This is a genomic window from Pseudoalteromonas distincta, from assembly GCF_005877035.1.
Classification (GTDB): Bacteria; Pseudomonadota; Gammaproteobacteria; order Enterobacterales; family Alteromonadaceae; genus Pseudoalteromonas; species Pseudoalteromonas distincta.
Genome location: NZ_CP040558.1, coordinates 1,167,300 through 1,190,998 on the forward strand (window position 1 = coordinate 1,167,300; position 23,699 = coordinate 1,190,998).

The window sequence follows — 23,699 nt, forward strand, 5'->3', positions numbered from 1 at the left end:
CTTAGCAAGTAAGAGCCATCTTGAGTTAAGATTACTTAGTCTCGGTATATTTTTGTTAGGTCTTTATAGTGATCAATTCTACGGTCACGTAAGAAAGGCCAAATACGTCTTACGTTTTCTGAGCGTTTTTGATCAATTTCTACTACTAAAATTTGCTCATCAGTATTATTAGCCTCTGCTAATAGTTCACCTTGTGGGCCTGCAATAAACGAATTGCCCCAAAACGAAATACCATCGCTTTGCGCACTAGGGTCACTTTCATGGCCAACGCGGTTACAGCTAATTACCGGCACGCCATTGGCAACAGCATGGGCACGCTGGCTAATAACCCACGCATCTTTTTGACGAGTTTGCTCAGCAATGTCGTCGTTAGGATCCCAACCGATAGCGGTTGGGTAAATTAATACCTCAGCGCCAGCCATTGCCATTAAACGTGCAGCTTCAGGAAACCATTGATCCCAACATACTAGCACGCCTAATTTACCTACTGAGGTTTGAATAGGCTCAAAACCGATATCACCTGGGGTAAAGTAAAATTTTTCGTAAAAACCTGGATCATCAGGAATATGCATTTTGCGGTATTTACCTGCAATACTGCCGTCTTGCTCTAATACAACCGCAGTATTGTGATAAAGGCCCGTAGCGCGTTTTTCAAATAAAGACGCGACAATAACAATGCTTAGCTCTTTAGCAAGCTCACCTAAGGCATTACTGCTAGGGCCTGGAATGGTTTCGGCTAAATCAAATACGTCAACATTTTCGGTTTGGCAAAAGTAGAGGCTTCGGTGTAGCTCTTGGAGTACAACCAGTTTTGCACCTTTTTGAGCGGCTTCACGAATGGCACTTATTGATTTTGCCATATTGTCCTGAGCGTTATCGGTATTGCTTTGTTGCACTAACGCAACGGTTAATTTTGCAGGGCTTGTCATTGTGCTGCTCCAGCTAGAAATCCACGAGGTAATTGCATTGTAATACAGTGCAGGCTGCCAAATTGTTCAATAATTGGTTGGCAATTTACGCCAATAATAGTGTGTTGTGGGTATGCTTTTTGAACTTGCGCAAGAGCACGCTCATCATTGGCATCATTATACGTTGGCACAAGCACAGCATTATTAATAATTAAGTAGTTAGCGTAAGTAGCCGGTAAGCGTGTTTGCTCATCGTCATAAGCGGCTTTTGGCCACGGTAACTCAATTAAGTTATATGGGGTGTTATCGGCAGTTTTAAAGGTTTTTAGTTGTTTTTCCATCGCATCAAGTGCGCTAAAGTGCTCATCAGTTTTATCGTCACACTGCACATATACAAGGGTATTATTTGGTGCAAAACGCACTAAGGTATCAATGTGGCTGTCGGTGTCATCGCCCGCTAAATAGCCATGTTCAACCCATAAAAAACTCGTCGCGCCTAAGTGCTCTTTCAAAAGTGCTTCAATATCATTTGGGTTTAAATCAGGGTTACGGTTTTTATTAAGCAAACATTCGCTGGTTGTTAGCAACACACCGTGCTCGTTTATTTCAATACCGCCACCTTCAAGTACCATATCGAGCGCTTGATATTGGTTGTTTGTGCTACTTAGCTCTTTTACCAAAGTACGATTAATTTGATTGTCTAATGCGCTTTCAAACTTATTGCCCCAACCATTAAAAGTAAAATCATATACTTTTAGTTGCTCTGGTGAATCAATTGCGGCGCAAGTAAGCGGACCATGATCGCGCGCCCATGTATCGTTAGTAGGCGTTACTACAAAATGAACACGATTAAGAGAGACGTTAGCACTATTTAGTAATGCTGTAATATGCACTTTTAAGGCACTGTTATGCGCCACAATAACAAGCTGTTGCTGCGTTGTTATATGTTTAGCAAGTTCTATATATACAGGTTCTACACGCGCTAAGTTGTCGGCCCAATCGGTGTCTTTGTGAGGCCATGTAAGCATAACAGCGTCTTGCTCGGCCCATTCTGGTAAAAGTCTAAAGTTCATGAATTTTATATACTAATTAAGATGGCGCTAGTTTAGCATTTTACATAAAGATGTCAGCTAAATATCACTGTTTAGGTCGCCTTGGTTTTGATCAAGTTCTTGACGTTTTTTAAGTTGGCGGGTTTGAGCATGTAAACTCGCTCTAACAATAAGTTCTTGGTCTGTGGTTCTAATTGCGGTAAAGAGCATAGTGTATTGGTAGTGTTCGCTATCTTGTTTTTCTACTGCCACAACTTCGGTGTAACAATAAACCGCAGAGGCCTCGTGGTGCAAAAACAGTTTGGTTCTAAATGCTTGGCCAATTGAGTGTACTTCGGGTGATGTAAAACGAATACCGCCACCGCCGTAGCTATCACATTGTATTGCGTTATCTTGGGCTTGTTCTGAGGCCAAAATATGGCTCATTATTAAATCTATTTTACGTGACTGCGCTTGTAAAAAAGTAGCTAGCTCTTGTGCTATATCGCCTAAGTTACGCAGTGGGCGTAACGAGCTTTGCTCAAGCTCACTTACTTCATTTGCTAATCTAAATAGTGGGGGAATGTCGTCTTCAAGCTCAAGCTGCGATTGAGGAACTTGTCCGTTTGATACGGGGAATAAATTTACTCTTATACTTTCATTAATTTGAAAGTACTGCTCAAACTCACCTAATCTTTCACTATTCATTATGTTCTCCACCACGTATTTATTTAATAGTAGCGTTGTGAGTACTAAATTGCTAGCAGATAAAATAACGCATAGCGGGCTAAATGCTTTGTTTACATTCAATTTTTAACATACTGATTATGAAAATAAATACACTAAGACATATTAGGAGTAGTTACAAAAAAGCGGCCAATGTCATCCTAACATTGGCCGCTTGGGTATTGATTCATCAGCGTGTACTTATTTAAGTAGATCGGCTAATTCATGTAAATCTTTCACAACATGATCTGGTTTTTTAGCTAATGGGTAAAGTGCTTTACCTGGGCGTGCTATAAAAGTGGTTTGTAAGCCAGCTTCTTTTGCACCAGCAACATCCCAGCCATGGGCTGCAACCATCATTGCTTCATTTGGTGCTACGTTTAGCTTTTTAAGTACCCACTCATACGCACGTAAGTCTGGTTTGTAAATTTTAATATCTTCAATGCTGTAACGCGCATCAAAGTAAGACATTAAACCAGCGCTTTCAAACTGTGCCTTTACACCTTTGTTTGAAGAATTTGTAAGGCTTACTAACTTATAGCCCTGTGCTTTGAGTTTTGCCAGTCCTTCTTTAACATCGCTGTGGGGAGGAAGCGTTAAAAGAGGCGTAACAATAGCTGTTTTAGCTTGTTCACTTGTAATATCAATGTTGTTGTTTTGAGCAACCATAAGAAGTGACGCCACACCGATTTGCCCAAAGTCGTGATAACTACCGCTTACTGTATCTACTAATGAATGATGCAGCATAGTTGAAAACCACAGTGGTAATAAATCTTCACGTCCGCCTAGCGCTTTACCAATAGAGGTACGCATTGACGTTAAATCAAGTAGGGTTTCATTTACATCAAAAATAAGCACTTTAGGTTTTGCTTGTTCTTTTGGTTCATCAGCGACTGCATAACCAGATACAAGGCTTGTGCCCACAAGTAGTGAAAGAGTAAGTGTTTTTAACGATTTTAAAATAGACATTAATTATTCTCCGATTCAAGTGCTGTCATAACATCAATAGGTTCTGCGCGTAGGGTGTAATCTTCGCTTAAAAATGCGTATGTAATAACACCTTCTTGGTTTATCACATAGGTGGCCGGTAGCGGTAATTTAAAGCTTTTATCGCCGTAGTAGTGTTCAAAATCAATACCAAATTGTGTATATAACGCTTGAATACGCTCATCAAGTGTAAACAATAAACCAAATTGCTCAGCTACTTTATTGCTCACATCGCAAAGCACGTCAAATTCAAGGTCGTTTTTTTGTGCAGTTGAGAGAGTTTCATCAGGTAGTTGTGGTGATATTGCGACTAACTGAGCACTTTGAGTTTTAAATTGTGGTAAGTAGTCGTTAAGTGCTTTTAGCTCTAAATTACAATATGGGCACCAGCCACCACGGTAAAAACTAATGATTACCGGGCCTTTTTTTAATAAATCTGCAAGCTCAATGTTTTCGCCGTTATGGTTGGCTAAGCTAAAGTTTTCTACTTTTTGACCAATTTGCAATGCATTGTCTTTAATATGCTGTGCAATTAGCTCTTCGTTTGTAGTGTTCATTAGTGCCAAAACGTCAGCCGGCAATTTGGCATCTTTTTGTACGTTATAGGCATCTATTTGCGCTTTTAAACTCATGATTGAACCTCAATAATTAGACTATTTGCAATTATAGTGTTTTATATATTTAAATAAACATTGCAATACTGAAAGCTTCATTCGAAAATATTAAACATTGAAAAGTGCACAATGGCATCTTTATGTATAATTTAAGCGACCTAGAAACATTTATAGCTGTAGTTGAAAATAAGGGCGTACTTGCTGCTGCCCGCGAGCAGCGTTTATCGCCTGCAACGGTGAGCCATCGCTTGAGTAAACTAGAGCGTGAGCTTGCTACAGTACTTGTTTTTAGAGATAGCAGGCGAGTACGGTTATCTCCCGCAGGTGAAATATTTTATACGCGTGTGGGGGCTATAATAGAAGCTCTTCACGATGCTGAGCATAGTATTGGCGCGCGCAGCTCATCGGTGAGTGGTTTACTACGCGTGACCATGCCGCCTTGGGTTTTTTCAAAATACGTAATGCCTAAACTCAATGAGTTTGAGCAAGCTTATCCTGAACTAAAGCTTGATTTTTTAATAACGGATCATTTTGTAAATGTGGTTGATGACGCCCAAGATGTTGCAATTAGGGTGGGAAAATTAAATGACTCAGGATTACTTTCTCGTAAAATCGTAAACAATAGTCGCATACTGTGTGCAGCCCCTAGCTATATAGAAAAGTACGGCATGCCTGAAAATTTAACGCAATTGAGTGAACATTATTGGGTTTGCCTGCCGTGGCAACGCCAGTTAAAGCTTTTTGACGAACACAAAAAAATACATACCTTTAATGCTAAAACTCGTTTTACTATTTCAAACTCCGATAATATGACACAAGCTGCTATTGCAGGTCATGGTATTGCTATTAAGTCAAAAATAGCGATTAATGAAGATCTTAAAAACGGTATTTTGGTTGAAGTTATGCCAGGGGTAATGGCACAAGATGATGCACCGGTTTGGTTTTTACGTCCGCAAAATAGTTTAACAACCCGCAAAACCGATGTATTTTATGATTTTATGAAATCATTATTTTTGAGCTGCGAATAAGCGTTTAAATGAGCGTTTTACTCCAGTTAAAAACAAATAACCAGTAAGCTCTGCAAGCAAGGCAACAATTATGGCTGCAACAATGGCGGCTATAATAGAGTCTTTTTTTAAAATGATTTGACCTTCAAAGCGTTGCCATACTTGTTGCTTTATATCGCTCATGCCACTGATCATAGTAAATATATACGGAGATTTCTCAAACCTATTTACGGCTATCTGTAAATCTTGCTGTCGCTCGTAAAGAGTACTGATATTACTTGCCCCTTTGTTCACAATTTCATCATCAATATTTTGATAGTGTTTTATTAGCTTATTTAAATCATTATTGAAATACTTAGCTGCATCGCTTTTAAAAGGCGCAACGGCATTATTAGCTTCAATTAACTGGGCTGATAGTGCTTGGCCAAAGTCACTTACAAATGCAGGTATTTGCACTCCAAGTAGTAAACCGAATGCAAAGAAACTAAGTCGTATATAATCTAAAAATTTACTCATTTATCTTCCTATGCATTTAAATAACCCAGAATTAACATTTGAGCTTGTTTTTATGTCAAAAACTCGTAATCTAATGGGGCGTGTTGACCTTTGTGGATTGAACCCAACGGGCAGCGCATGTTTGGCATTTATGCTGCGTTATCACCTATTTATGGGGAATAACCACACTACATAGGCTCTGCCTTGCCTAAATCCCAAACGTACTGCTGCAAATTCAACCACGAAAGGCCAATACGCCCTAATAATAAAAATAACAACAGGTGGATGTTAAGGATGACGAAAAAAGTAAAGTTCACGTCAACATTTGTTGATATTTCTAAACAGCTCAAACGTTTTGTATCGCGCATTGTTCAACCCGACGATGTAGAAGATATTGTGCAAGAAACTTTTGTAAAAAGCTATGAAGCTGATTTAAAACAAGACATCCAGTTTACCCGCAGTTATATGCTAAAAACAGCAAAACATCTAGCACTCAACCATATAGCTAAGTGGGACAACAAATTTAATGATTCGTTAGAAAATGATAACGAATTACCCGTATTACTCAAATCAATGAAGCTCGAAGACGAATACACATCTAAAGAGCGTTTTTTACTTTTTTGTAGAGCTACTGAGCAACTAAGCTCATCGATTCGTAAATGCTTTATATTAAAAAAAGTTTACGGTATGAGCCAAAAAGAGATAGCAGACCAAATGCAGTTAAGCCAAAGCACTGTTGAAAAACACATTGCCAAAGGATTGTTACAAACCATGTTGTACATGCGTGAACATGAGCAAAGCCCTCAAACGAACCCTAAAGCTCAGGCACATCCTATATCAGTTAAGAGGGTCGCAGAATGAGTAATGTTCATCAATTTAATTCAAAAGATTTAATCTTAGAAAAGTCATGTGATTGGATAAGCGCGATTGATCGTGGTTTAACTGATGATGAAAAAGAGCAATTTAAATTATGGATGATGCAAAGCACCGCACATCAAGACTCTATATACGAGCTTGCTCAGCTTTGGGATGAGCTTTCAGTATTAAACGAATTAAGTCATTTATTTCCTCAGCGTAACAATACTAAAGCATCAAAAAATAAGTGGATGTTTTCTTACTCAATTGCAGCGAGTTTGTTTGCAGCGTTAATGGTATGCAGCTACTTATTAATTAACTTAGAAAATGGCTACAACCAAGAGCTTGCTAAAGTTAATTACACTAAAATTTACAAAACAAAAGTAGGCGAGCAAGCAACGTATGTGTTGCCAGACGGCACCATAGTGCAGCTTAATACTAATAGCTTACTAGAAGTTGCTTATAGCAAAGGTCGCAGGCAGTTATTACTTAGTCGTGGGGAAGGGCGCTTTAATGTAGCAAAAGATGCCACGCGTCCATTTAGTGTTATGGCAGGTGATAAAAGTTTTACCGCGTTAGGCACGGTATTTAATGTACAACGCAATACTTCATCAGATTTAGAACTGGTGGTTACTGAAGGCAAAGTGATGATCACCGATCCAAGTGTAGCGGTTGATGCTAATGACTTTAAAGATTATCAACTTGCAGATAATAGCACGAAAAAAATTCGTCAAATTAATGCCAATATTGTTACCTCAGGCGAAAAAGCAGTTATTGAGCAAAGTGTTACAAAGCCAATTACGCAGCTTTCAATGAACGACGTACAGCGCGATTTGGCATGGCAAAATGGGATGCTTATTTTTAATGGAGAAGAGCTAAGCGATGCTTTAAATGAAGTAAGCCGCTATACAGCAACACGTTTTGAGCTTTCATCAGCTGAGCTTGCCAGTATTAAAGTGGCTGGAGTATTTAAAGCCGGTGACGTTGAAGGTTTACTAGAAAGTTTACAAACTAACTTTTCGATTGATCATGAGCGTTTAGGTGAGCATGTAGTAACGCTAAAACACCATACAGAATCATAAGTAGACGTTATGCAAATCAAACTAATGTTAGATAAAGTTGCATCAATAAAGATTGAACGTAAAAAAAACATTAAAAAAAAGAAACAAACCCATAGAGGATTTTTGTTTGTCAGCTGTTTATATAAGTTGCGCAGTAACCAAACGCATTTATTGAGTGGATTTAGTGTGCTTGCACCGGCTATTTTTAGTTTAAGTGTACAAGCAGCAACACAAACCACTGGGCAAATGGTGCAATTTGATATAAAAGCGCAGCGAGCAGACAAAGCCTTAATTGAATATGCTAAACAAACAGAGCAAACCGTGGTGTTTTCTTATGAGTTGGCAAAGCAGTATGACGCAAATTCAGTTTATGGATTTTACACTCAGCTAGATGCTCTAGAGGCATTATTAGGTGGGACTGAGCTCGATGCGGTTGTTGATCAAAATGGTTTACTGAGTATAAAACTCAAACAAATCAACAGGAATGATAACAACATGATGAAGCTTTCAGCGGTCAGTGCAGCAGTATTACCAGCTTTACTTGCAGTAAATTCGCAAGGTGTAAACGCAGCAGAAGAAGTCGCTCAAGAAAAAATTGAAAAAATTGCTATTGTCGGTAGCCGTGTAGCAGGACGTTCAGTTGAAGATTTACCCGTTCCAGTAGATATCCTAAGTGCAGAAGCGCTTGAAAATACGGGCCAAACAGAAGTTGGTCGTATGCTACAGTCTATCGCCCCTTCATTTAACTTTTCAAGCTCTGCAATTAGTGATGGTACAGATGCTTTAAGACCTGCGACACTTCGCGGTTTGGGCCCCGATCAAACATTGGTGTTAATTAACGGCAAACGTCGTCATCAAGCAAGTATTATTCATATTAATGGCTCTGTTGGGCGTGGTACCGCAGGTACTGACATGAATGCAATTCCAGCCTCTGCAATTAAACGCATTGAAGTATTACGTGATGGCGCTGCTGCTCAGTATGGTTCTGATGCAATTGCAGGTGTTATTAATATTGTGCTCAAAGATGGTAGCGAAGGTGGTAAAGCGGCTATTAACTACGGTCAATATTCTGAAGGCGATGGCGAAACCATTAACCTTGATTTTAATAAAGGCTTTGCGCTAGGTGATGACGGTTATTTAAATACAACTATCAATTACCGTGACCGTGCACCGACTAACCGTGCCGGTTTACATGGCTCTTGTCAGTTTTATGGTTGTACAGAACTAAGTGACGGTACTTTACTTGCTGGTGATCCGCGTGAGCTGACAGCCGATCGTAATACCTTTAGAATTGGTGATGCTGATTCTCAGCAGTTTGGTTTAACAATTAATACCGGTTACGAGTTAGGTGATGGCGAGCTTTACGGCTTCATTACTTACTCAACACGCGAAAATGAGTCGGCTGCATTTTTCCGTCATAATGCAAATGCAGGCGGTAACCCAGTACTACAAGATAACGATGCGACGATTCCGCTAGGTTTCTTACCAAAAATCAACACAACTATCGACGATATCTCGTACAACTTTGGTTATAAAACTGAATTTGATAACGATGCAAGCCTTGATTTATCTTACACCTATGGTGAGAACAGTATTGATTACACTACAAGTGACACTATCAATGCCTCATACGCTAACTTTTTACGTTATGACCAAGGCTTAAGTGCAGCTGATATTCGTACAACTATTCCACGTGAAGCATACGCCTACGGCATGGAATTATCACTGCAAACAATCAATATTGATTTTACACAAAACTTTGATGATTATTCGTTAGCGATGGGTGCTGAAATACGTACTGATGAATACCGTATTTTAGAAGGTAATGAATATGCGTACCGCGATTACGACACATTAAATGGTGTAAGTATTTACAGCGGTTTAAGTGGCGGTGTTGGCTCTGAAGATGCATCGGGTGGTTCACAAGGTTTTGGTGGTTCATCACCTGCGTCTTCAGTGGATGAGTCACGTGATGTAATTTCATTTTACGTAGATGCAGAATCTTATGTAATTGAAGATGTGATTTTATCTGGTGCACTTCGCTACGATAACTACAAAGGTTTTGGCGATACAGTAAACTTTAAACTTGCTGGTAACTGGTCTATTACCGACGATATTTCATTACGTGGCGCATTAAGCTCAGGATTTAGAGCACCTTCAATGCAGCAGCTTTACTTTAATAACGTAAGCACACAATTTGTTGTTGATACTAATGGTAATTTAGTTGCAGAAGAAGTTGGTACATTTAGAAATGATTCAACACTTGCGCAAAGTTTAGGTATTCCAAAACTTAAAGAAGAAAAATCACAAAACCGTAGTTTAGGTATTGTGTATAACGTTACCGATAATATTAATGTAACCGTTGATTACTACTCGATTGATATTGACGACCGTATTGTAATTAGTGATCGCTTAGGTAAAGGGTTATCTACAAGCCTTGATGCAGCACTAAATAGTGCAGGTGCTGGCGTAGGGCAGTTTTTCTTAAATGGTGCTGATACAGAAACTCGTGGTGTTGATTTTGTAGCAACGTGGAACACTGAAGGTTTAGGCGGCACGCTTGATTTTACACTTGCAGCTAACTTTACCAAAACAGATGTTGTATCGTTGTTCTCTCCTGCTGGCTCAAGCCTTGAGACAGTAAAAGTAGAAGATATATTCTCAGCTGAAGACATCTCTATTATAGAAGAGTGGCAACCAGAGGACCGTATTAACTTAAGTGCGCTTTATCAACGTGATGATTGGACTGTTAACCTGTCACTTAATCGTTTTGGTGAATACACAGTAGAAGATGGCGGTCGTCAAACGTATGGCGCAGAAATTTTAACTGACGTTAAAGTTAACTACTTCGTTACTGAAGATTTATCAGTAAATATTGGTGCAAATAACTTGTTCGATGTTTACCCAGATAAAAACGAAATAGGTAACTCTCGCTCAGGTACTATTGTAGATGCTAATGGTAATACCGTAATTAGCAGCTCAGGTGTGTTTGACTACTCACGTCGTTCGGCTCCGTTCGGTTTTAACGGTGCTTACTACTACGTAGGTGCAGAATACCGTTTTTAATTACTAACTCTCCCTTTCGTTATTTAACTCAAAGGGCCGAAAGGCTAATGCCAGTCAGTTAAGCTGACTGGCATCTTTCTTTTTATGAGGATACTTAGATGGTTTTGGCTTAACCCATCGGGGATATCTTCTATCCTCTCGTCTAGCTGGAAGCTTAAATAAGAGCAGTGTATCGAGTAAGTGTTGCCAGTGTATTGGAATGTTCCCTGGGCTCATTATAGATACTGACGAGAAATACTGAATGACAGCCATCGAACTGCTAGAGAAACTAAGCTGGTTAGGCCATATCCCTGTGACTGTCGCCGCCATCGTCATTATTCTTCGTATTAAATTATAGGCGAGTAACACGGCCCATAGCTCCTGACGCACCATGTCTGGACGCTTACTTCTTAAATGGTATGCGCTATCAAGCATGGTTTGTTTGATTTCTCTAAACCCAAGTTCTATCTCCCAACGATGACAATATAATTCAACAATTTCATTACCTGGATAACGCAATCTATCCGTCATCGAGGTTAATATACGGTAGCTTTTGCCCTTTATTGTTTTGCTGATTAATCTCGCTTTAATTGTTTCAGGAACATCGGGAAAGTTTTTTTGTGCATGCTTTGTGGTTTTCAATTCAATGATATGGTCATTTTTACCCGCGCTGGAGATGATTTCATACTGTAAGTCGGGCCTTGCTGGTATCAGCCAGTGCCTCATCTCCCCAGTTTGATGCCAACGGTTTAACAGGCCTAAAGAATAATATCCTTTATCAAACATAGTCAGTGAATTATCTGGTGTACGTTCAATTAAACGCTCAGCTAATTTCATCTCGTTGGTTTTATAGTTATCAAACTCGCTACTGAGAAGTTGATGGCTGGTCAATTCCATATGACAGACCATGCGTATTTGAGGAAAGGCTGTATCACCGTATTGGTTGCTACCTGAAGAGAAGGCTTTACGATTATCAGGCGTGTCGGCTGTTCGCCACACAACACCGTCAACAGCTAATAGGTTCAAACCATTCCATGTTTCGAATGACTGTTGCTTATACATTGATTGAGCAGATTTATTGAAAACGTGTTTAACGGAATCATCACCTAACCTTTGTCTCGCCTGTACCATCGCACTTGGAGCAACGAGTTGGTTCTTGCCAGGTAACATGATATCTAGCTTATTAGCGATATTCCAAACTGATTCTTTTCGAAACAATGCCATGCCAATAACTGACCACAAAACGGCTTCAAGCGGTAATCTTCGCTTACGAACGGTTGCAATCCCTGCTTGTTGAAAACCTTGTTCAATGATTTCAGGGTCAAGAATTTCTGATAATTTTTCAAAGGTATGGTATCGGCTGCTTTCTTCAAGTGTTGCTTGCAGTGCTTGTTCTATATTCACAAAAAATCCGTAGTTAGTTTCCTAACTACGGATTTTGCATGATCGTTTGGATCGGTCAACCGGTCATTTTCTTAACTGATCGGCATTAGCCGAAAGGCCCTTTTTTTGGTTTTAGCTTGGGCTGATTTTATTGAGTGAACATCAAGCTCTTCAAAATGATTTTTTTTAAACAATATACTTTAAATATGACGTGAAGCGAGGCGGTGTATTAGAGGCAATAAAAAACCCAGCTCGAGGCTGGGTTCTAGTTATGCGCTATGTCAGCTTAATGCTTTTGCATACGGCTCATTTCTGCATGGCAGCTTTGCATTGTTAATAATGTTTTAGCCAGTGCAGCTTCGCAGTCAGCTGGTTGCGGTTTATCCATTGCTGCTTTAATTTCTTCAAGGGTTTTATCTTCTACCTCTTCGAGCTCTTTTACATACGTGCTGTCGTTGTGTGAGGTGAAAGTAGTCAATAGGGCTGTGTACGCACGTCGTGCTTCAACTGCGAAAGATGAGCCATCTTCGCGTTCGCCTTTTTCATTAATTGCATATGGCTGCAAGCGCTCAACACTCACTTTTCGGGCATCTATCATACGCTGAAAAAGTGCACCAATAGCAGGGTCTTCAACTTTTTCCTGTGCTTTTTGATAAAAATCGATGCCGCTGTTCATAACTTGAATGATGTCAGTAATATGATTTACTTCTGATCCTTGATGGGTGTTCATAATGACCTCTTTAATTAAATGAATGTATAGTTCAATTTAATAAAAGCAATGTATGTTCCACGTTTCAATAGTTATGTAGTCATTTGATTTTATTGGTTTAATTTTATTTTAGTAAGATGCTAAGTTAACAGGCAGAAAATTAACCTAGCAATTTTTACATTATATTGTGTAATAAAGTTATTTTAGCTCTTCAGCTACTTCAGCTACTTTTTGACGTAACCAAATGTGACTCGCATCGCGATGTAACAGTGGGCTCCAAATCATATCAAGCTCAAAAGGAGGGATTGGAAATGGTGGCTCTAAGATTTTAAGCCCCGGATCATCTAAATATATATTTGCGGCTTTTGAAGGAAGGGTCGCAATTAAATTTTTCTCTTTAGCTAAATGAATTGCCACATGGTAGTTACGTGTAAAAGTGGCAATATTACGATGCTTACCAAAGTGAGCAAGTGCTTCGTCAACCCAGCCAAGTTTTTGCACATCTTTAGGGTCCATGCCTACACCTACACCAAAACCTGTTTTGCTTACCCATATATGGCGCGCTTTTAAATAGCTATCAAGGCTAAAGTTTTCAATTATAGGATTATCGGCTTTTACTAAACAGCAAAAACTATCTTTCCAAATACGTTTATGATGAAAAGACTGCGGTAAGTTTTCAAAACGGTTGATTGCCATATCTACTTTACCGTTTTCTACATCATGAAAGGTGACATCACTTGGTGTGAGTATATCTAAAGTAGTATCGGGGGCTTCTTCGTGCAATTTACTTAAAAGCTTTGGTGCTAATGTACTTGCAGCGTAATCACTGGCCATTATTCTAAACACACGCTTACTTTGGCTTGCCTCAAATTCTCGATTAGGTGCTAGAGTTTCTTCAAGGGTCATTAAAATGCCACGAATAACGGGTTGTAACTCCAAAGCACGCTCGGTAGGTACCATACCATCGCTGGTACGAACTAAAATAGGGTCGTTAAATAAGTTACGAAGACGTTTAAGGCCATTACTCATTGCAGGTTGCGTTATACTCAATTGATTAGCAGCGCGTGTTACGTTGCATTCTCGAAGCAATGTATCGAGGTAAACGAGTAAATTTAAATCTATTTTACTTATATTCATTGTGTGTGTCCTTTAGCGCTTACCAGTGGTGAATAAAGCGCTGTGCTGTCGGGTATGGGTAAATATGACTTACCTGACCATTTTTTATATCTTGTTGTGCCTGCTTCCAAAAGCTAACATCTATAAGCTCTGGATGAGTGCTGAGTAAAAACTTTTTATACATAGGGTTTGGCATTACAAATGTACAAAGTTGCTCAGGAAATACGTCCTGTGGTGCAACAGAGTAACTTTGTTCATCCATTAGATAGTCGTCATAGCTCTTTGCTTTTGGTAATGCTCTAAAGTTCATATCGGTTAGATATTGAACTTCATCGTAATCGTAAAAAATAATACGTTTGTGCTTACTTACACCAAAGTTTTTTAAGAGCATATCACCAGGGAATATATTAACAGCAATCATTTCTTTTAGAGCTTGCCCATATTCTTCAATCGCGTCGGCGACACTTTCTTCATCAGCATTTTCTAAAAACAAGTTAAGAGGTGTCATGCGCCGTTCAATATACAAATGCTTGATGATCAACCAATCGCCCTCAATTACCATTGATGAGCCAATTGTTTTATGTAATTGCGCAAGTAAATTACTATCAAAACGCGCTAAAGGAAATACGACGTTAGAATACTCTATGGTATCGGCCATTCTGCCAACGCGATCATGATTTTTTACCAGTTGATAGCGTTTTAATACGGTATCACGGCCAAAGGGTTTACTCTCACCAAATTTGTCTTTTATTACTTTAAAAACATAGCCAAATGAGGGGAGGGTAAATACCATCATCACCATACCGGGAGTCCCCGGTGCAATTGTAAACTCATCACTAGAGTGAGATAAATGATTTAAAAACTCTCGGTAAAACTCAGTTTTACCCTGCTTATGAAAACCCACTGCGTTATAGAGCTCAGCAAGTGTTTTGTTTGGCATAAGTTGATTTAAAAATCGAACAAGTGCTGAAGGTGCGTGTGTCTCTACCATAAAATAAGCGCGGGCAAAGCCAAAAATAACACGCATTTGAGATGACTTTGTTAAAAGTGCATCTAAATATAATCCGTTATCTTCATCGTGTAATACAGCGATTATGAAGGGCTGAACCCCACTTTTTGAAACAACACGACCAACAATATAGGCTGCTTTATTACGATAAAAAGGTGTGTGTAAAATATCAAAGCGCATTTGCCAAGGTTGGTGATGTGTATCGGGGGCCTGTTTATAAAAAGCTTTAACAAGGAGGCGAATATCACGCTCTAAATTTACAAATGGGGCCTTAAAATCAAAATGACTAATAATGCGTTTTATTGTTGGTTTGAGGCCATCAACTACAGGAAAGTATGTTCTATATTCTGCTTCTACAGGCACTGAAGGAGCATCTTTTAAGGTTGCCTCTACAAATATAAAGTCATTATGAAAATAGCGCCTATGGTACAGCCGGCAAAATACAGAGTTATAAAAAGTTTCTGCGAGCTCTGCTTGGGGGTGAAAACATAAAAAATGCTGATATACCTTTTTAACTTCAAGCCATAGGCTTTCATCGAGTTGTTCGGTTGGGGTTTCTTTTTTTAGCGCTTGCGTGGTTTCGTTAACACGATCATCATAATAGCTGATACGCAAACGGCTGATATCATTAATTGCTTGCCAATCTTTTTTTGCGAAGGCAAGAGGGGCTTTGGCTGTTGTTTTTTGAAATAACTGATAGTGCCTTTTAAAACCCGTTAAAATTAATTCAGCAATATGTCGAGGTTGCATTTGCACTCCTTAAAAGTCCCTAGAGTTTATACTCTATTGTGTTAAGGGTATGTTATTTTAAGTTTAAAACCAAGATAAATGTTACTTACTAACTAAGAGTAACTTATTGGAATTGAGCTATCTTTTTTTCGAGAATTTTAATTTGTTTAGTAACAGCCGATACGTTTTTCTTATATGTTTTATTAATTATTTTTAGTTTTTTAGTAATGTCTTTAGTAATACGCTTTTTATCATCAATGGCTAAAATATGATTTAACCGCTCTTGTTGTTTGTATTCAGCACGCTCTTTATTACGATCAAGTATTGTTAGTTTGTGGTTATTACTGCGAAGCTCTGCCTCTAAGCCAGATAGAAGCCTTTCACGCTCAAGTTCGTTTAGTTGTTTAGTGTAGTCAACCTTAGGACCAGAATACTGATTACCCGTTGTGTTAACTTTATAAGTCGTTGCTTCGTCGTCACAGGGGAGTTGAGAAAAGACAGTGCCTTTTTCTGTTACACATTTGTAGTAAGTGGTATCGCTGAAGCTAAAAAAACTGATAAGTAAAAAGCTAGAATGGAGAATATAACGAGAAGTTTTAAACATACAGGTCATCCTTGGTTTTTATATCTAACAACAATATAAAACTATAACCTAGCTTGGTGGTATATCAAGCTAGGTTAGGATAACTGTTATTGGGTAAAGGTTTTGAGCTTTTTAATACTCTGTACTAAAAATGGGATATCTAAACCTTGTTCTATAGAAAAACCTTCAGCGGCGGAAATGTTTTTAAAGTTACCATCTGAATCTATTAAGGTAATCCTATCTTTTTTATAGGCTATAACAACACCCTGAGAGTAGTTCACGCCCATATCGTCTTTTTTCTTGTATAGATTAACGCCTAGCATTGTTTGCTTGGCAATAGCTTTGCAATTTAAATATTGCCCAACGCTTGTTGCAATTAAATCGCTAGGTTGAATTAGCCCATCTACTTTAGAAATACGTTTGTCAGAGCTGTATAAAGTTGAGGTGGTTACTACTTCTTGCTTGTTATTGGCAAGACTAAAAGCAAAAACCTGTGTTTCATCATCTCGAACAGTAGGGGTATCACTCGCTTTAATTACTCGAATAGCACTAGAGCTATGTGCTTGATCATTAATAAAGCTTAGTTCTTCAATGCCAGTTACTTCAATGCTACGGCGCTGACTTTGCCAAACTGGGAGTGTCTGCTCGGTTAAAATTGCTGCTTTATAAAAAGCGGGTAAACCATACACTAAGCTAAATAACGTATCGTCATGATTTGTTGGCTGTAAAAACTGCTCTGTTTTGTGCATGTTTTTATTCTCGGCAACAAACTTTTCGAGTTGTTGTTGAGTTTCAAATACAAATATATCTACATTGGCTTGTGTGTAGTCCTCGCATTTTTCAAGCGGGCTTGGCATTTGATAACTAATATTTTGGTTATTAATTTTTACGTTGTGTGCTTGCTCGTAGCTTTCTATATCTAGCAGATCATTTTTAGCTAACAAGCTTTTAGCGGTAGTAGGGTATGAAAGTGGCAAAACATTATCTTGTTTTGTTACGTCAAAGTTTAAATTGGCGTCAGCCCAAATATGAATACTGTGGCTAAGCGAAAAACACACGATTAAAAAAGAAATTGCGTAACGTGCAAATTTATATTGCTTTAAACGCTCAAGGTGGTGCCATGTGTAATTACTAACAAGTAGCTGAAAGCCTAAAATAACAACAACAATACCACTGGCTAAAATGGTTGTTAAAGCAGGAGAGCTTGTTAAACGATGCCACAACAATGAAATGATTTCAGGTAAGGCAGATATACTTAGGTGATAACCTAAATTAACATACACATAAGCATCAAGAGTAAGCAATGATGCGCCTACAGTGGCTATAACAGCGGCCATGCCACGAATGTGTCGTGGGTAGGGGAATATTAAACTAAGCGGAAATACCGTCAGCACAAACGCTAAAAAGGCTATAAAACTAGTGTGGCTTAGCCAAGTAACTAGCATATAGGTAATGCCTAAAAAGCTTGTAGGTGGCGAGTCTGCAAATAAATAGCTTAAGCTAATAAGCAGGGCTAAGCCGATATTGGCAAAGGTAAACCAATGCCCCCAACTTAGCAGCTGACTCGCTTTTGATGAAAATTGATTGTGCTGCGATAAATTCATAAATTTTACTTAACCGACTGCGCGAGCGCTTTTGCAAAGTTCTCGGTTACAGCTTGTCTTTTCCCTGTTGGTACATGCTCTTTTAAGATATGCGTGATAGAATTTCCTAAACACATAAGACTTAAATCAACCGGCGCATTGTGTTTAGTTAGCACATCAATAAGCTGATCGACGATTTGTTCTACTTCTTCATTAGAGTATTTTGATAAGATTGGCATTAGTTGGTTCAATAAAATAGTTATATTCTCGTATTTTAACACTAGAGGCGTGAAAAACAAAGATGACAACAGACGTTAAAAAATTAGTCGTTCACTATGTAGACAAAAAAGACGACGATACGCAAATTCACCTTCGAAATGATGAGATGGTAATTAACGATAAAGTAGCCGTTTTTATCGAACAATTACATCATGCATACAATGGTAAACCTGGTAAAGGTTATTGTGCTTTCAGTGGTGACAAAAACAGTGTTGTAGCATCTGCAATGCAAAGTTACCGTAATGATGAGTTAGGCTTTTGGCATATGACCGAGCAAGCCTCAACGGTTTTAAAAGAAGAGCTTGATAAGTATGCATTTAGTGAAACAGGCTATTTAGTATTTTGTCATTATCAGTATGTTGCTACCGATTACATGTTAATTGCGATGATTAACATCAAAGAGCATTACTCTATGACCTCTGAGCTTGATTTAGCGGCTTCTCGCCATTTAGACATATCTCGCATGCAACTCGCTGCTCGTATCGATTTAACAGCGTGGGATACACAAGCTGACGACAACCGTTATATTTCATTTATCAAAGGGCGAGCTGGACGTAAAGTTGCTGACTTTTTCTTAGACTTTTTAGGTTGTGAAGAGGGTATTGATTCAAAACAGCAAAGCCAAGTAATGCTTAGCGCAGTAGAGGATTATTTATCTGAGCAACAATTTGATAAATCAGAAAAAGACGATTTACGTAAACAAGTTTTTGACTACTGTAATGACTGTGTGACAACTGGTGAAGATGCCAGCGTAAGCGAGCTATCTGCAACGCTTACAAAAGGCGATGACAGCCCGTTTGATAGTTTTTGTAAAGAGCAAAGTTACGATCTAGAAGAAACTTTCCCTGTTGATAAAAAAACCGTAACCAGCATGGTTAAGTTCTCAGGTCTTGGAGGTGGTGTGAGTGTAAGCTTTGAACGTAAGCACTTAGGTGAGCGCGTAACTTACAACGAGGCAACTGACACGCTTGTAATTAAAGGTATTCCGCCAAACTTAAAAGATCAGTTACAACGTTTTATGGAAAGTGAAAGCGAGTAAATTTCACAAGTTAAAAAGCAGATTTAAGAGCGCGGTATCTATATCGCGCTTTTTTGTATCGGTATATAAATTCGTTGCATCGGAAAAAAAACCTTAAAAATTTATTTCACATAGAGAAGTGAAAGAGGAGTAAATGAGAAACACAAGCGATGGTTTACTAGCTGGGCTTTTTCGAGTTAGCTAAGCTTAGCCTTATTACTACCTCTAAAAGCGCAGCGTCTCTTAACCTCTTTGTGAATAAGTCGCTTATTACGGGCTTTGTGCCCGTCACGCCAATAAGTTGTGCGTCTACAGGTTAATCTTATTCGGTTTTAAATTTCGGCTGTAGTAGTGAAGCTTGCTTACGCGAGAAGCAACGCTTCTGTTTATTTAATTTCTTTGCTAATAAAACCACTTAAAGATTTATTTCACATAGAGAAGTGAAAGAGGAGTAAATGAGAAAACACAAGCGATGGTTTACTAGCTGGGCTTTTTAAAGTTAGCAAGACTTAGACTTATTACTACCTCTAAAAGCGCAGCGTCTCTTTACCTCTTTGTGAAAAAATTACTTTTTACGGGCTTTGTGCCCGTCACGCCAACAAGTTGTGCGTCTACAGGTTAATCTTATTCGGTTTTAAGTTTCGGCTGTAGTAGTGAAGCTTGCTTACGCGAGAAGCAACGCTTCTGTTTATTTAATTTCTTTGCTAACAAAACCACTAAAAGATCTATTTCACATAGAGAAGTGAAAGAGGAGTAAATGAGAAACACAAGCGATGGTTTACTAGCTGGGCTTATTTAAGTTAACAAGACTTAGCCTTTTTACTACCTCTAAAAGCGCAGCGTCTCTTAACCTCTTTGTGAATAAATCGCTTTTTACGGGCGTGAAGTCATTTTTTTGATTATTCAAATCATATGAACAAAAAAGCCCCGCTATTTATTAAATAGCGGGGCTTTTAAATGAATGTTAGTTATTAATCAACACTCATTGTTTTAGTCATTGCAGAGCTTGCACGACCAGCAGGTTTGATTGAACCTGCACGTAAACCACTGTCAGGAACTAGTTCACGTTTATCGTGAGCCATTGCTACAGACGTATGTTTCACTTCGCTATCAGCTACAGGAGTAGGTTGTGCCATTGGCGCACTTGCTGACCCTTGAGTAACCGCTGTTTTAACATGCGGTGCTGATTTTTCAGTTTTCACTTTTGCTTCAACTTTAGCAGGCTCTTCAGTGACTACTGGCGTTTCAGCTTTAGCAGACTCTTCAGTTGCTACTGGTGTTTCAGCTTTAGCAGGCTCTTCAGTGGCTACTGGCGTTTCAACTTTAGCAGGCTCTTCAGTGGCTACTGGCGTTTCAACTTTAGCAGGCTCTTCAGTTGCTACTGGTGTTTCAACTTTAGCAGGCTCTTCAGTGGCTACTGGTGTTTCAACTTTAGCTGGCTCTTCAGTTGCTACTGGTGTTTCAACTTTAGCAGGCTCTTCAGTTGCTACTGGCGTTTCAGCTTTAGCAGGCTCTTCAGTTGCTACTGGCGCTTCAATTTTAGTAGGTTCTTCAGTGGCTACTGGCGTTTCAACTTTAGCCGGTTCTTTAGCTTTTACTGGCTCTTCTACAGCTTCCACCTTTGCTAAGTCTTCAACCGCAACTGCTTGCTCAACTTGTTGCGACGCATCTACCGGTGTTTCTTCTGATTTAGCTTTAAGTTCTGCTTCGTATTCTGCAGCAGCTTGATCAGCAACTGGAATAAATGCAGGGGCTTCATCAGATTTAACTTCTGCTTCACCTTCAGGGCGACGACGACGTTGACCAGATGCACGAAGATGACGAGGAGAACGACGTGAACGTGTACGTGTTTGCTCTTGTTCGTCTTCAGTAGTTGCTGTTTCATCGTTAGAATCAACAACATCAACTTTCTCTTCTTTAATGTGAGCTGTTTTTTCTGCCGGAGTTTGCTTTTGCTTTTCTACAGCAGGAGCTTGCTCTTGAACTTGTGGAGTTTCAGTTACAGCCGTTTGCTCAGGTGCTTGCTCTGTTGAGTTAGCTTGCTCAGCTTTTTCATCTTGCAGACGTACTTTTTTACGTATGTTACGACGTTGACGGCGAACTTTAGGCTTCTGTTCTTTAGGCTCTGCAGCTTGTGCTGGCTTAGAATCAGTTTCTACTTCCGCCTTTGCAGGGGCTTCAGTTTTAACTTGATCTTTTTCTTGGTTTTTATGCTCTGGGCGCTTACGAGAGTTAGGGTTACGACGGCGCTTGTTGCGGTTCTCGCTTCTCTCTTGAGTCTCGGTGCTTGCTGCTGAGTCAGTTTTAGCTTCCTCTTCAGCGGCTGGACGCTCATTGCGCGGCTTGTTAGTGCGTGGGTTATTATTACGACGACGTTGATTGTTATTACGACGACGATTATCGTTACCACGACGCGCATTATTGCGCGTTTCTTGCTGCTCTTTTTCTACAGCTTCTTTTTTCTCTTCTTCAGATTCACTTGCAAATAACGACTTAAACCAATTACCAATAGCAGCTAGTAAGCCACCTTCAGTTTTAGTTTGTGCTACCGCAGCAGGCTCTACGGCTTTAGCTGGCGCTGCTTGTGGAGCAGGAGTAGAAGGCATTACCACGCCTTTTAGCATCGGCTCTTCACGGACTGGCGTACTTGGAGATTTTGACATATCGAATACTTCAGGCTCTGGTGCAACAACTTGTCCGTAACTTACAGTTTCAAGTGTTTCGTCTTTACGTAAGCGCATAACTTCATAATGTGGTGTTTCCATATGTTGATTTGGAATAATCACTACGTCACATTTATGATGTTTTTCAATGCGATGAACACTACGACGTTGCTCATTTAATAAATAAGCGGCAACAGCAACAGGCACTTGTGCATTTACTTGTGCTGTATTGTCTTTAATTGCTTCTTCTTCAATTAAGCGAAGAATTGAAAGTGCTATTGATTCGTTTGAACGAATAGTACCTTGGCCACTACAACGTGGACATGGGCCTTGGCTTGCTTCACCTAATGAAGGACGCAAACGCTGGCGCGACATTTCAAGTAAACCAAAGCGTGAGATTTTACCAATTTGAACGCGAGCACGGTCTGGGCGCGCTGCATCTTTTAAACGATTCTCTACTTCACGTTGATGGCGTGGAGGAGTCATATCGATAAAGTCGATTACAATTAAACCACCTAGGTCACGAAGACGTAATTGACGTGCAATTTCATCGGCCGCTTCTAAGTTTGTATTAAGTGCTGTCTCTTCAATATCGCCGCCTTTAGTTGCCTTAGACGAGTTGATATCAATAGATGTCAGTGCTTCAGTAGGGTCAATTACAATTGAACCACCAGAAGGAAGACGTACTTCACGCTGGAATGCAGACTCAATTTGGCTTTCAATTTGGTAATGTGTAAATAAAGGCGTGTCACCTTGATAAAGCTTAACACGGCTCATAAAGTCAGGACGAAAACGCTCAATGTGCGCTTTAGCTTCTTCAAAAACACGTGGTTTATCAATTAAAATTTCGCCAATGTCGCGACGTAAATAGTCGCGTATTGCGCGGAAAATCACGTTGCTTTCTTGGTGAATCAAAAACGGTGCTTTAGCACTATCGGCTGCTTGTTTAATTGCATCCCAATGTACTAATAGTGCTTTTAAATCGTAGTTAAGTTCTTCAAATGATTTACCAACACCCGCTGTACGAACAATTAAGCCCATACCTTTAGGTAGTTCTAAACGACCTAATGCTTCTTTAAGTTCAGTTCGCTCATCACCTTCAATACGACGAGAAATACCGCCAGCACGAGGGTTATTAGGCATAAGAACTAAATAGCTACCAGCAACACTGATAAAAGTAGTTAACGCTGCGCCTTTTTGGCCGCGTTCTTCTTTATCAACTTGTACTATTACTTCTTGACCTTCTTTTATTACGTCGCGAATGTTAGGGCGACCATGAAAAGTGTAACCTGCAGGGAAGTAAGTACGTGCAATTTCTTTTAAAGGAAGGAAACCATGTCGGTCAGCACCGTAATCAACAAATGCTGCTTCAAGAGATGGTTCAATGCGAGTGATTTTGCCTTTATAAATATTGGCTTTTTTCTGTTCGTGACCTGGGCTTTCGATATCTAAATCATAAAGGCGCTGGCCATCAACCAGTGCTACGCGCATTTCTTCTTGCTGCGTTGCATTGATTAGCATACGTTTCATATTGTTACTCTACTTATTTATGTCGCTGACATGACGATGTTTTTCTCGCCTGTTCAGTTGTCCCTATTTTTAGAATGTGCAGCCTCACGACTGGGTCTTTAACGGAACGGCTCTGTATCTCGTATGCAGTATTTTAAATGCTGGCAAACAATAGCGATTATTACCGCTATTAAATTCTTAATGGTGCTAAAACTGTCGGCTTTTCAGCTACGTTTACAAGTTTTACCCAGAAGTCGGCCTGTCATATTAATCTTACTAAATATCATTCATATTAGGCGCGTAGGGCTCATTAAGTTGGTGAGCAATACATACTGATGTACCGCTAATATCCGTTTTAAGAGCAAAAATCGCTGCCGATGTTAATGAAC

Annotated in this window: 19 protein-coding genes; 5 read left to right on the plus strand and 14 right to left on the minus strand. The window is 39.4% G+C overall.

The features are described 5' to 3' along the window. Nucleotides 1-35: 35 nt before the first annotated feature. From FFU37_RS05190 to FFU37_RS05210, 5 genes are all read right to left on the minus strand, one after another. Nucleotides 36-929: a carbon-nitrogen hydrolase gene (locus FFU37_RS05190; RefSeq protein WP_039490077.1), complete on the minus strand. Its 894-nt coding sequence runs from the start codon at nucleotides 927-929 to the stop codon at nucleotides 36-38. Next, complete coding sequence (locus tag FFU37_RS05195; protein ID WP_002961505.1) at nucleotides 926-1,981, minus strand: agmatine deiminase family protein; 1,056 nt, start codon at nucleotides 1,979-1,981, stop codon at nucleotides 926-928. The genes FFU37_RS05190 and FFU37_RS05195 overlap by 4 nt, the downstream gene beginning before the upstream one ends. Nucleotides 1,982-2,038: 57 nt before the next feature. Then, nucleotides 2,039-2,647, minus strand: coding sequence for a PilZ domain-containing protein (locus tag FFU37_RS05200; RefSeq protein ID WP_138488894.1), 609 nt, complete (start codon nucleotides 2,645-2,647; stop codon nucleotides 2,039-2,041). Between the two features lie 219 nt (nucleotides 2,648-2,866). After that, a complete protein-coding gene (locus FFU37_RS05205; protein ID WP_138488895.1) occupies nucleotides 2,867-3,634 on the minus strand; it encodes a haloacid dehalogenase type II in 768 nt (255 codons plus the stop codon). After that, nucleotides 3,634-4,284, minus strand: coding sequence for a peroxiredoxin-like family protein (locus FFU37_RS05210; RefSeq protein ID WP_039490073.1), 651 nt, complete (start codon nucleotides 4,282-4,284; stop codon nucleotides 3,634-3,636). Before FFU37_RS05210 ends, FFU37_RS05205 begins: the two co-directional genes overlap by 1 nt. A 122-nt stretch (nucleotides 4,285-4,406) precedes the next feature. On the opposite strand from FFU37_RS05210, the gene FFU37_RS05215 reads away from it, so the two are divergent. After that, nucleotides 4,407-5,294: a LysR family transcriptional regulator gene (locus FFU37_RS05215; protein ID WP_002961497.1), complete on the plus strand. Its 888-nt coding sequence runs from the start codon at nucleotides 4,407-4,409 to the stop codon at nucleotides 5,292-5,294. Here FFU37_RS05215 and FFU37_RS05220 read toward each other — a convergent pair. Then, entirely contained in the window at nucleotides 5,274-5,789 is a 516-nt protein-coding gene (locus FFU37_RS05220) for a DUF2937 family protein (protein WP_039490070.1), read from the minus strand. The genes FFU37_RS05215 and FFU37_RS05220 overlap by 21 nt on opposite strands. 273 nt (nucleotides 5,790-6,062) lie before the next feature. Here FFU37_RS05220 and FFU37_RS05225 point away from each other — a divergent pair, with 273 nt between their 5' ends. Genes FFU37_RS05225 through FFU37_RS05235 form a run of 3 tightly spaced genes read left to right on the plus strand, consistent with a single transcriptional unit; the run spans nucleotide 6,063 to nucleotide 10,750 of the window. Next, the gene (locus tag FFU37_RS05225) at nucleotides 6,063-6,629 is read left to right on the plus strand and encodes an RNA polymerase sigma factor (protein WP_002961494.1); all 567 of its coding nucleotides are present in this window, start codon (nucleotides 6,063-6,065) and stop codon (nucleotides 6,627-6,629) included. Next, nucleotides 6,626-7,705, plus strand: coding sequence for a FecR family protein (locus FFU37_RS05230; protein WP_039490067.1), 1,080 nt, complete (start codon nucleotides 6,626-6,628; stop codon nucleotides 7,703-7,705). The genes FFU37_RS05225 and FFU37_RS05230 overlap by 4 nt, the downstream gene beginning before the upstream one ends. 9 nt (nucleotides 7,706-7,714) lie before the next feature. Next, the gene (locus FFU37_RS05235) at nucleotides 7,715-10,750 is read left to right on the plus strand and encodes a TonB-dependent receptor plug domain-containing protein (RefSeq protein ID WP_138488896.1); all 3,036 of its coding nucleotides are present in this window, start codon (nucleotides 7,715-7,717) and stop codon (nucleotides 10,748-10,750) included. Nucleotides 10,751-10,804: 54 nt separating this feature from the next. Here the strand turns inward: FFU37_RS05235 and FFU37_RS05240 are convergent, their stop codons facing one another. From FFU37_RS05240 to FFU37_RS05270, 7 genes are all read right to left on the minus strand, one after another. Beyond that, nucleotides 10,805-12,133: an IS4 family transposase gene (locus FFU37_RS05240; RefSeq protein ID WP_138488897.1), complete on the minus strand. Its 1,329-nt coding sequence runs from the start codon at nucleotides 12,131-12,133 to the stop codon at nucleotides 10,805-10,807. Nucleotides 12,134-12,398: 265 nt separating this feature from the next. Further along, the gene (locus FFU37_RS05245) at nucleotides 12,399-12,842 is read right to left on the minus strand and encodes a ferritin-like domain-containing protein (protein ID WP_002961486.1); all 444 of its coding nucleotides are present in this window, start codon (nucleotides 12,840-12,842) and stop codon (nucleotides 12,399-12,401) included. A gap of 177 nt (nucleotides 12,843-13,019) precedes the next feature. Further along, nucleotides 13,020-13,958 carry a LysR family transcriptional regulator gene (locus FFU37_RS05250; RefSeq protein WP_002961484.1) on the minus strand — a complete coding sequence of 313 codons (939 nt, stop codon included), beginning with the start codon at nucleotides 13,956-13,958 and terminating at the stop codon, nucleotides 13,020-13,022. Nucleotides 13,959-13,977: 19 nt separating this feature from the next. Beyond that, nucleotides 13,978-15,696, minus strand: coding sequence for a bifunctional isocitrate dehydrogenase kinase/phosphatase (aceK, locus tag FFU37_RS05255; RefSeq protein WP_138488898.1), 1,719 nt, complete (start codon nucleotides 15,694-15,696; stop codon nucleotides 13,978-13,980). Nucleotides 15,697-15,799: 103 nt separating this feature from the next. After that, nucleotides 15,800-16,279 carry a DUF4124 domain-containing protein gene (locus FFU37_RS05260; protein ID WP_024590452.1) on the minus strand — a complete coding sequence of 160 codons (480 nt, stop codon included), beginning with the start codon at nucleotides 16,277-16,279 and terminating at the stop codon, nucleotides 15,800-15,802. Between the two features lie 86 nt (nucleotides 16,280-16,365). Beyond that, entirely contained in the window at nucleotides 16,366-17,862 is a 1,497-nt protein-coding gene (locus FFU37_RS05265) for a DUF3413 domain-containing protein (protein WP_024596962.1), read from the minus strand. A gap of 5 nt (nucleotides 17,863-17,867) precedes the next feature. Continuing rightward, nucleotides 17,868-18,080 (minus strand): YejL family protein, encoded by a 213-nt coding sequence (locus tag FFU37_RS05270; RefSeq protein ID WP_002961475.1) that lies wholly within the window; start codon nucleotides 18,078-18,080, stop codon nucleotides 17,868-17,870. Nucleotides 18,081-18,142: 62 nt separating this feature from the next. On the opposite strand from FFU37_RS05270, the gene yejK reads away from it, so the two are divergent. Next, nucleotides 18,143-19,159: a nucleoid-associated protein YejK gene (gene yejK, locus FFU37_RS05275; protein WP_002961473.1), complete on the plus strand. Its 1,017-nt coding sequence runs from the start codon at nucleotides 18,143-18,145 to the stop codon at nucleotides 19,157-19,159. Nucleotides 19,160-20,109: 950 nt separating this feature from the next. Here the strand turns inward: yejK and rne are convergent. After that, the gene (gene rne, locus FFU37_RS05280; protein ID WP_138488899.1) at nucleotides 20,110-23,331 is read right to left on the minus strand and encodes a ribonuclease E; all 3,222 of its coding nucleotides are present in this window, start codon (nucleotides 23,329-23,331) and stop codon (nucleotides 20,110-20,112) included. Nucleotides 23,332-23,699: the final 368 nt, after the last annotated feature.

Excerpts from the sequence above, each read along its gene's own strand:
- FFU37_RS05190 (WP_039490077.1), bottom strand. The coding sequence starts at position 929 with ATGACAAGCCCTGCAAAATTAACCGTTGCGTTAGTGCAACAAAGCAAT.
- rne (WP_138488899.1), bottom strand. The coding sequence starts at position 23,331 with ATGAAACGTATGCTAATCAATGCAACGCAGCAAGAAGAAATGCGCGTA.
- FFU37_RS05270 (WP_002961475.1), bottom strand. The coding sequence starts at position 18,080 with ATGCCAATCTTATCAAAATACTCTAATGAAGAAGTAGAACAAATCGTC.
- FFU37_RS05245 (WP_002961486.1), bottom strand. The coding sequence starts at position 12,842 with ATGAACACCCATCAAGGATCAGAAGTAAATCATATTACTGACATCATT.
- FFU37_RS05215 (WP_002961497.1), top strand. The coding sequence starts at position 4,407 with ATGTATAATTTAAGCGACCTAGAAACATTTATAGCTGTAGTTGAAAAT.
- yejK (WP_002961473.1), top strand. The coding sequence starts at position 18,143 with ATGACAACAGACGTTAAAAAATTAGTCGTTCACTATGTAGACAAAAAA.
- FFU37_RS05230 (WP_039490067.1), top strand. The coding sequence starts at position 6,626 with ATGAGTAATGTTCATCAATTTAATTCAAAAGATTTAATCTTAGAAAAG.
- FFU37_RS05205 (WP_138488895.1), bottom strand. The coding sequence starts at position 3,634 with ATGTCTATTTTAAAATCGTTAAAAACACTTACTCTTTCACTACTTGTG.
- FFU37_RS05265 (WP_024596962.1), bottom strand. The coding sequence starts at position 17,862 with ATGAATTTATCGCAGCACAATCAATTTTCATCAAAAGCGAGTCAGCTG.
- FFU37_RS05225 (WP_002961494.1), top strand. The coding sequence starts at position 6,063 with ATGACGAAAAAAGTAAAGTTCACGTCAACATTTGTTGATATTTCTAAA.
- FFU37_RS05235 (WP_138488896.1), top strand. The coding sequence starts at position 7,715 with ATGCAAATCAAACTAATGTTAGATAAAGTTGCATCAATAAAGATTGAA.
- FFU37_RS05250 (WP_002961484.1), bottom strand. The coding sequence starts at position 13,958 with ATGAATATAAGTAAAATAGATTTAAATTTACTCGTTTACCTCGATACA.
- FFU37_RS05210 (WP_039490073.1), bottom strand. The coding sequence starts at position 4,284 with ATGAGTTTAAAAGCGCAAATAGATGCCTATAACGTACAAAAAGATGCC.
- aceK (WP_138488898.1), bottom strand. The coding sequence starts at position 15,696 with ATGCAACCTCGACATATTGCTGAATTAATTTTAACGGGTTTTAAAAGG.
- FFU37_RS05200 (WP_138488894.1), bottom strand. The coding sequence starts at position 2,647 with ATGAATAGTGAAAGATTAGGTGAGTTTGAGCAGTACTTTCAAATTAAT.
- FFU37_RS05220 (WP_039490070.1), bottom strand. The coding sequence starts at position 5,789 with ATGAGTAAATTTTTAGATTATATACGACTTAGTTTCTTTGCATTCGGT.
- FFU37_RS05260 (WP_024590452.1), bottom strand. The coding sequence starts at position 16,279 with ATGTTTAAAACTTCTCGTTATATTCTCCATTCTAGCTTTTTACTTATC.
- FFU37_RS05195 (WP_002961505.1), bottom strand. The coding sequence starts at position 1,981 with ATGAACTTTAGACTTTTACCAGAATGGGCCGAGCAAGACGCTGTTATG.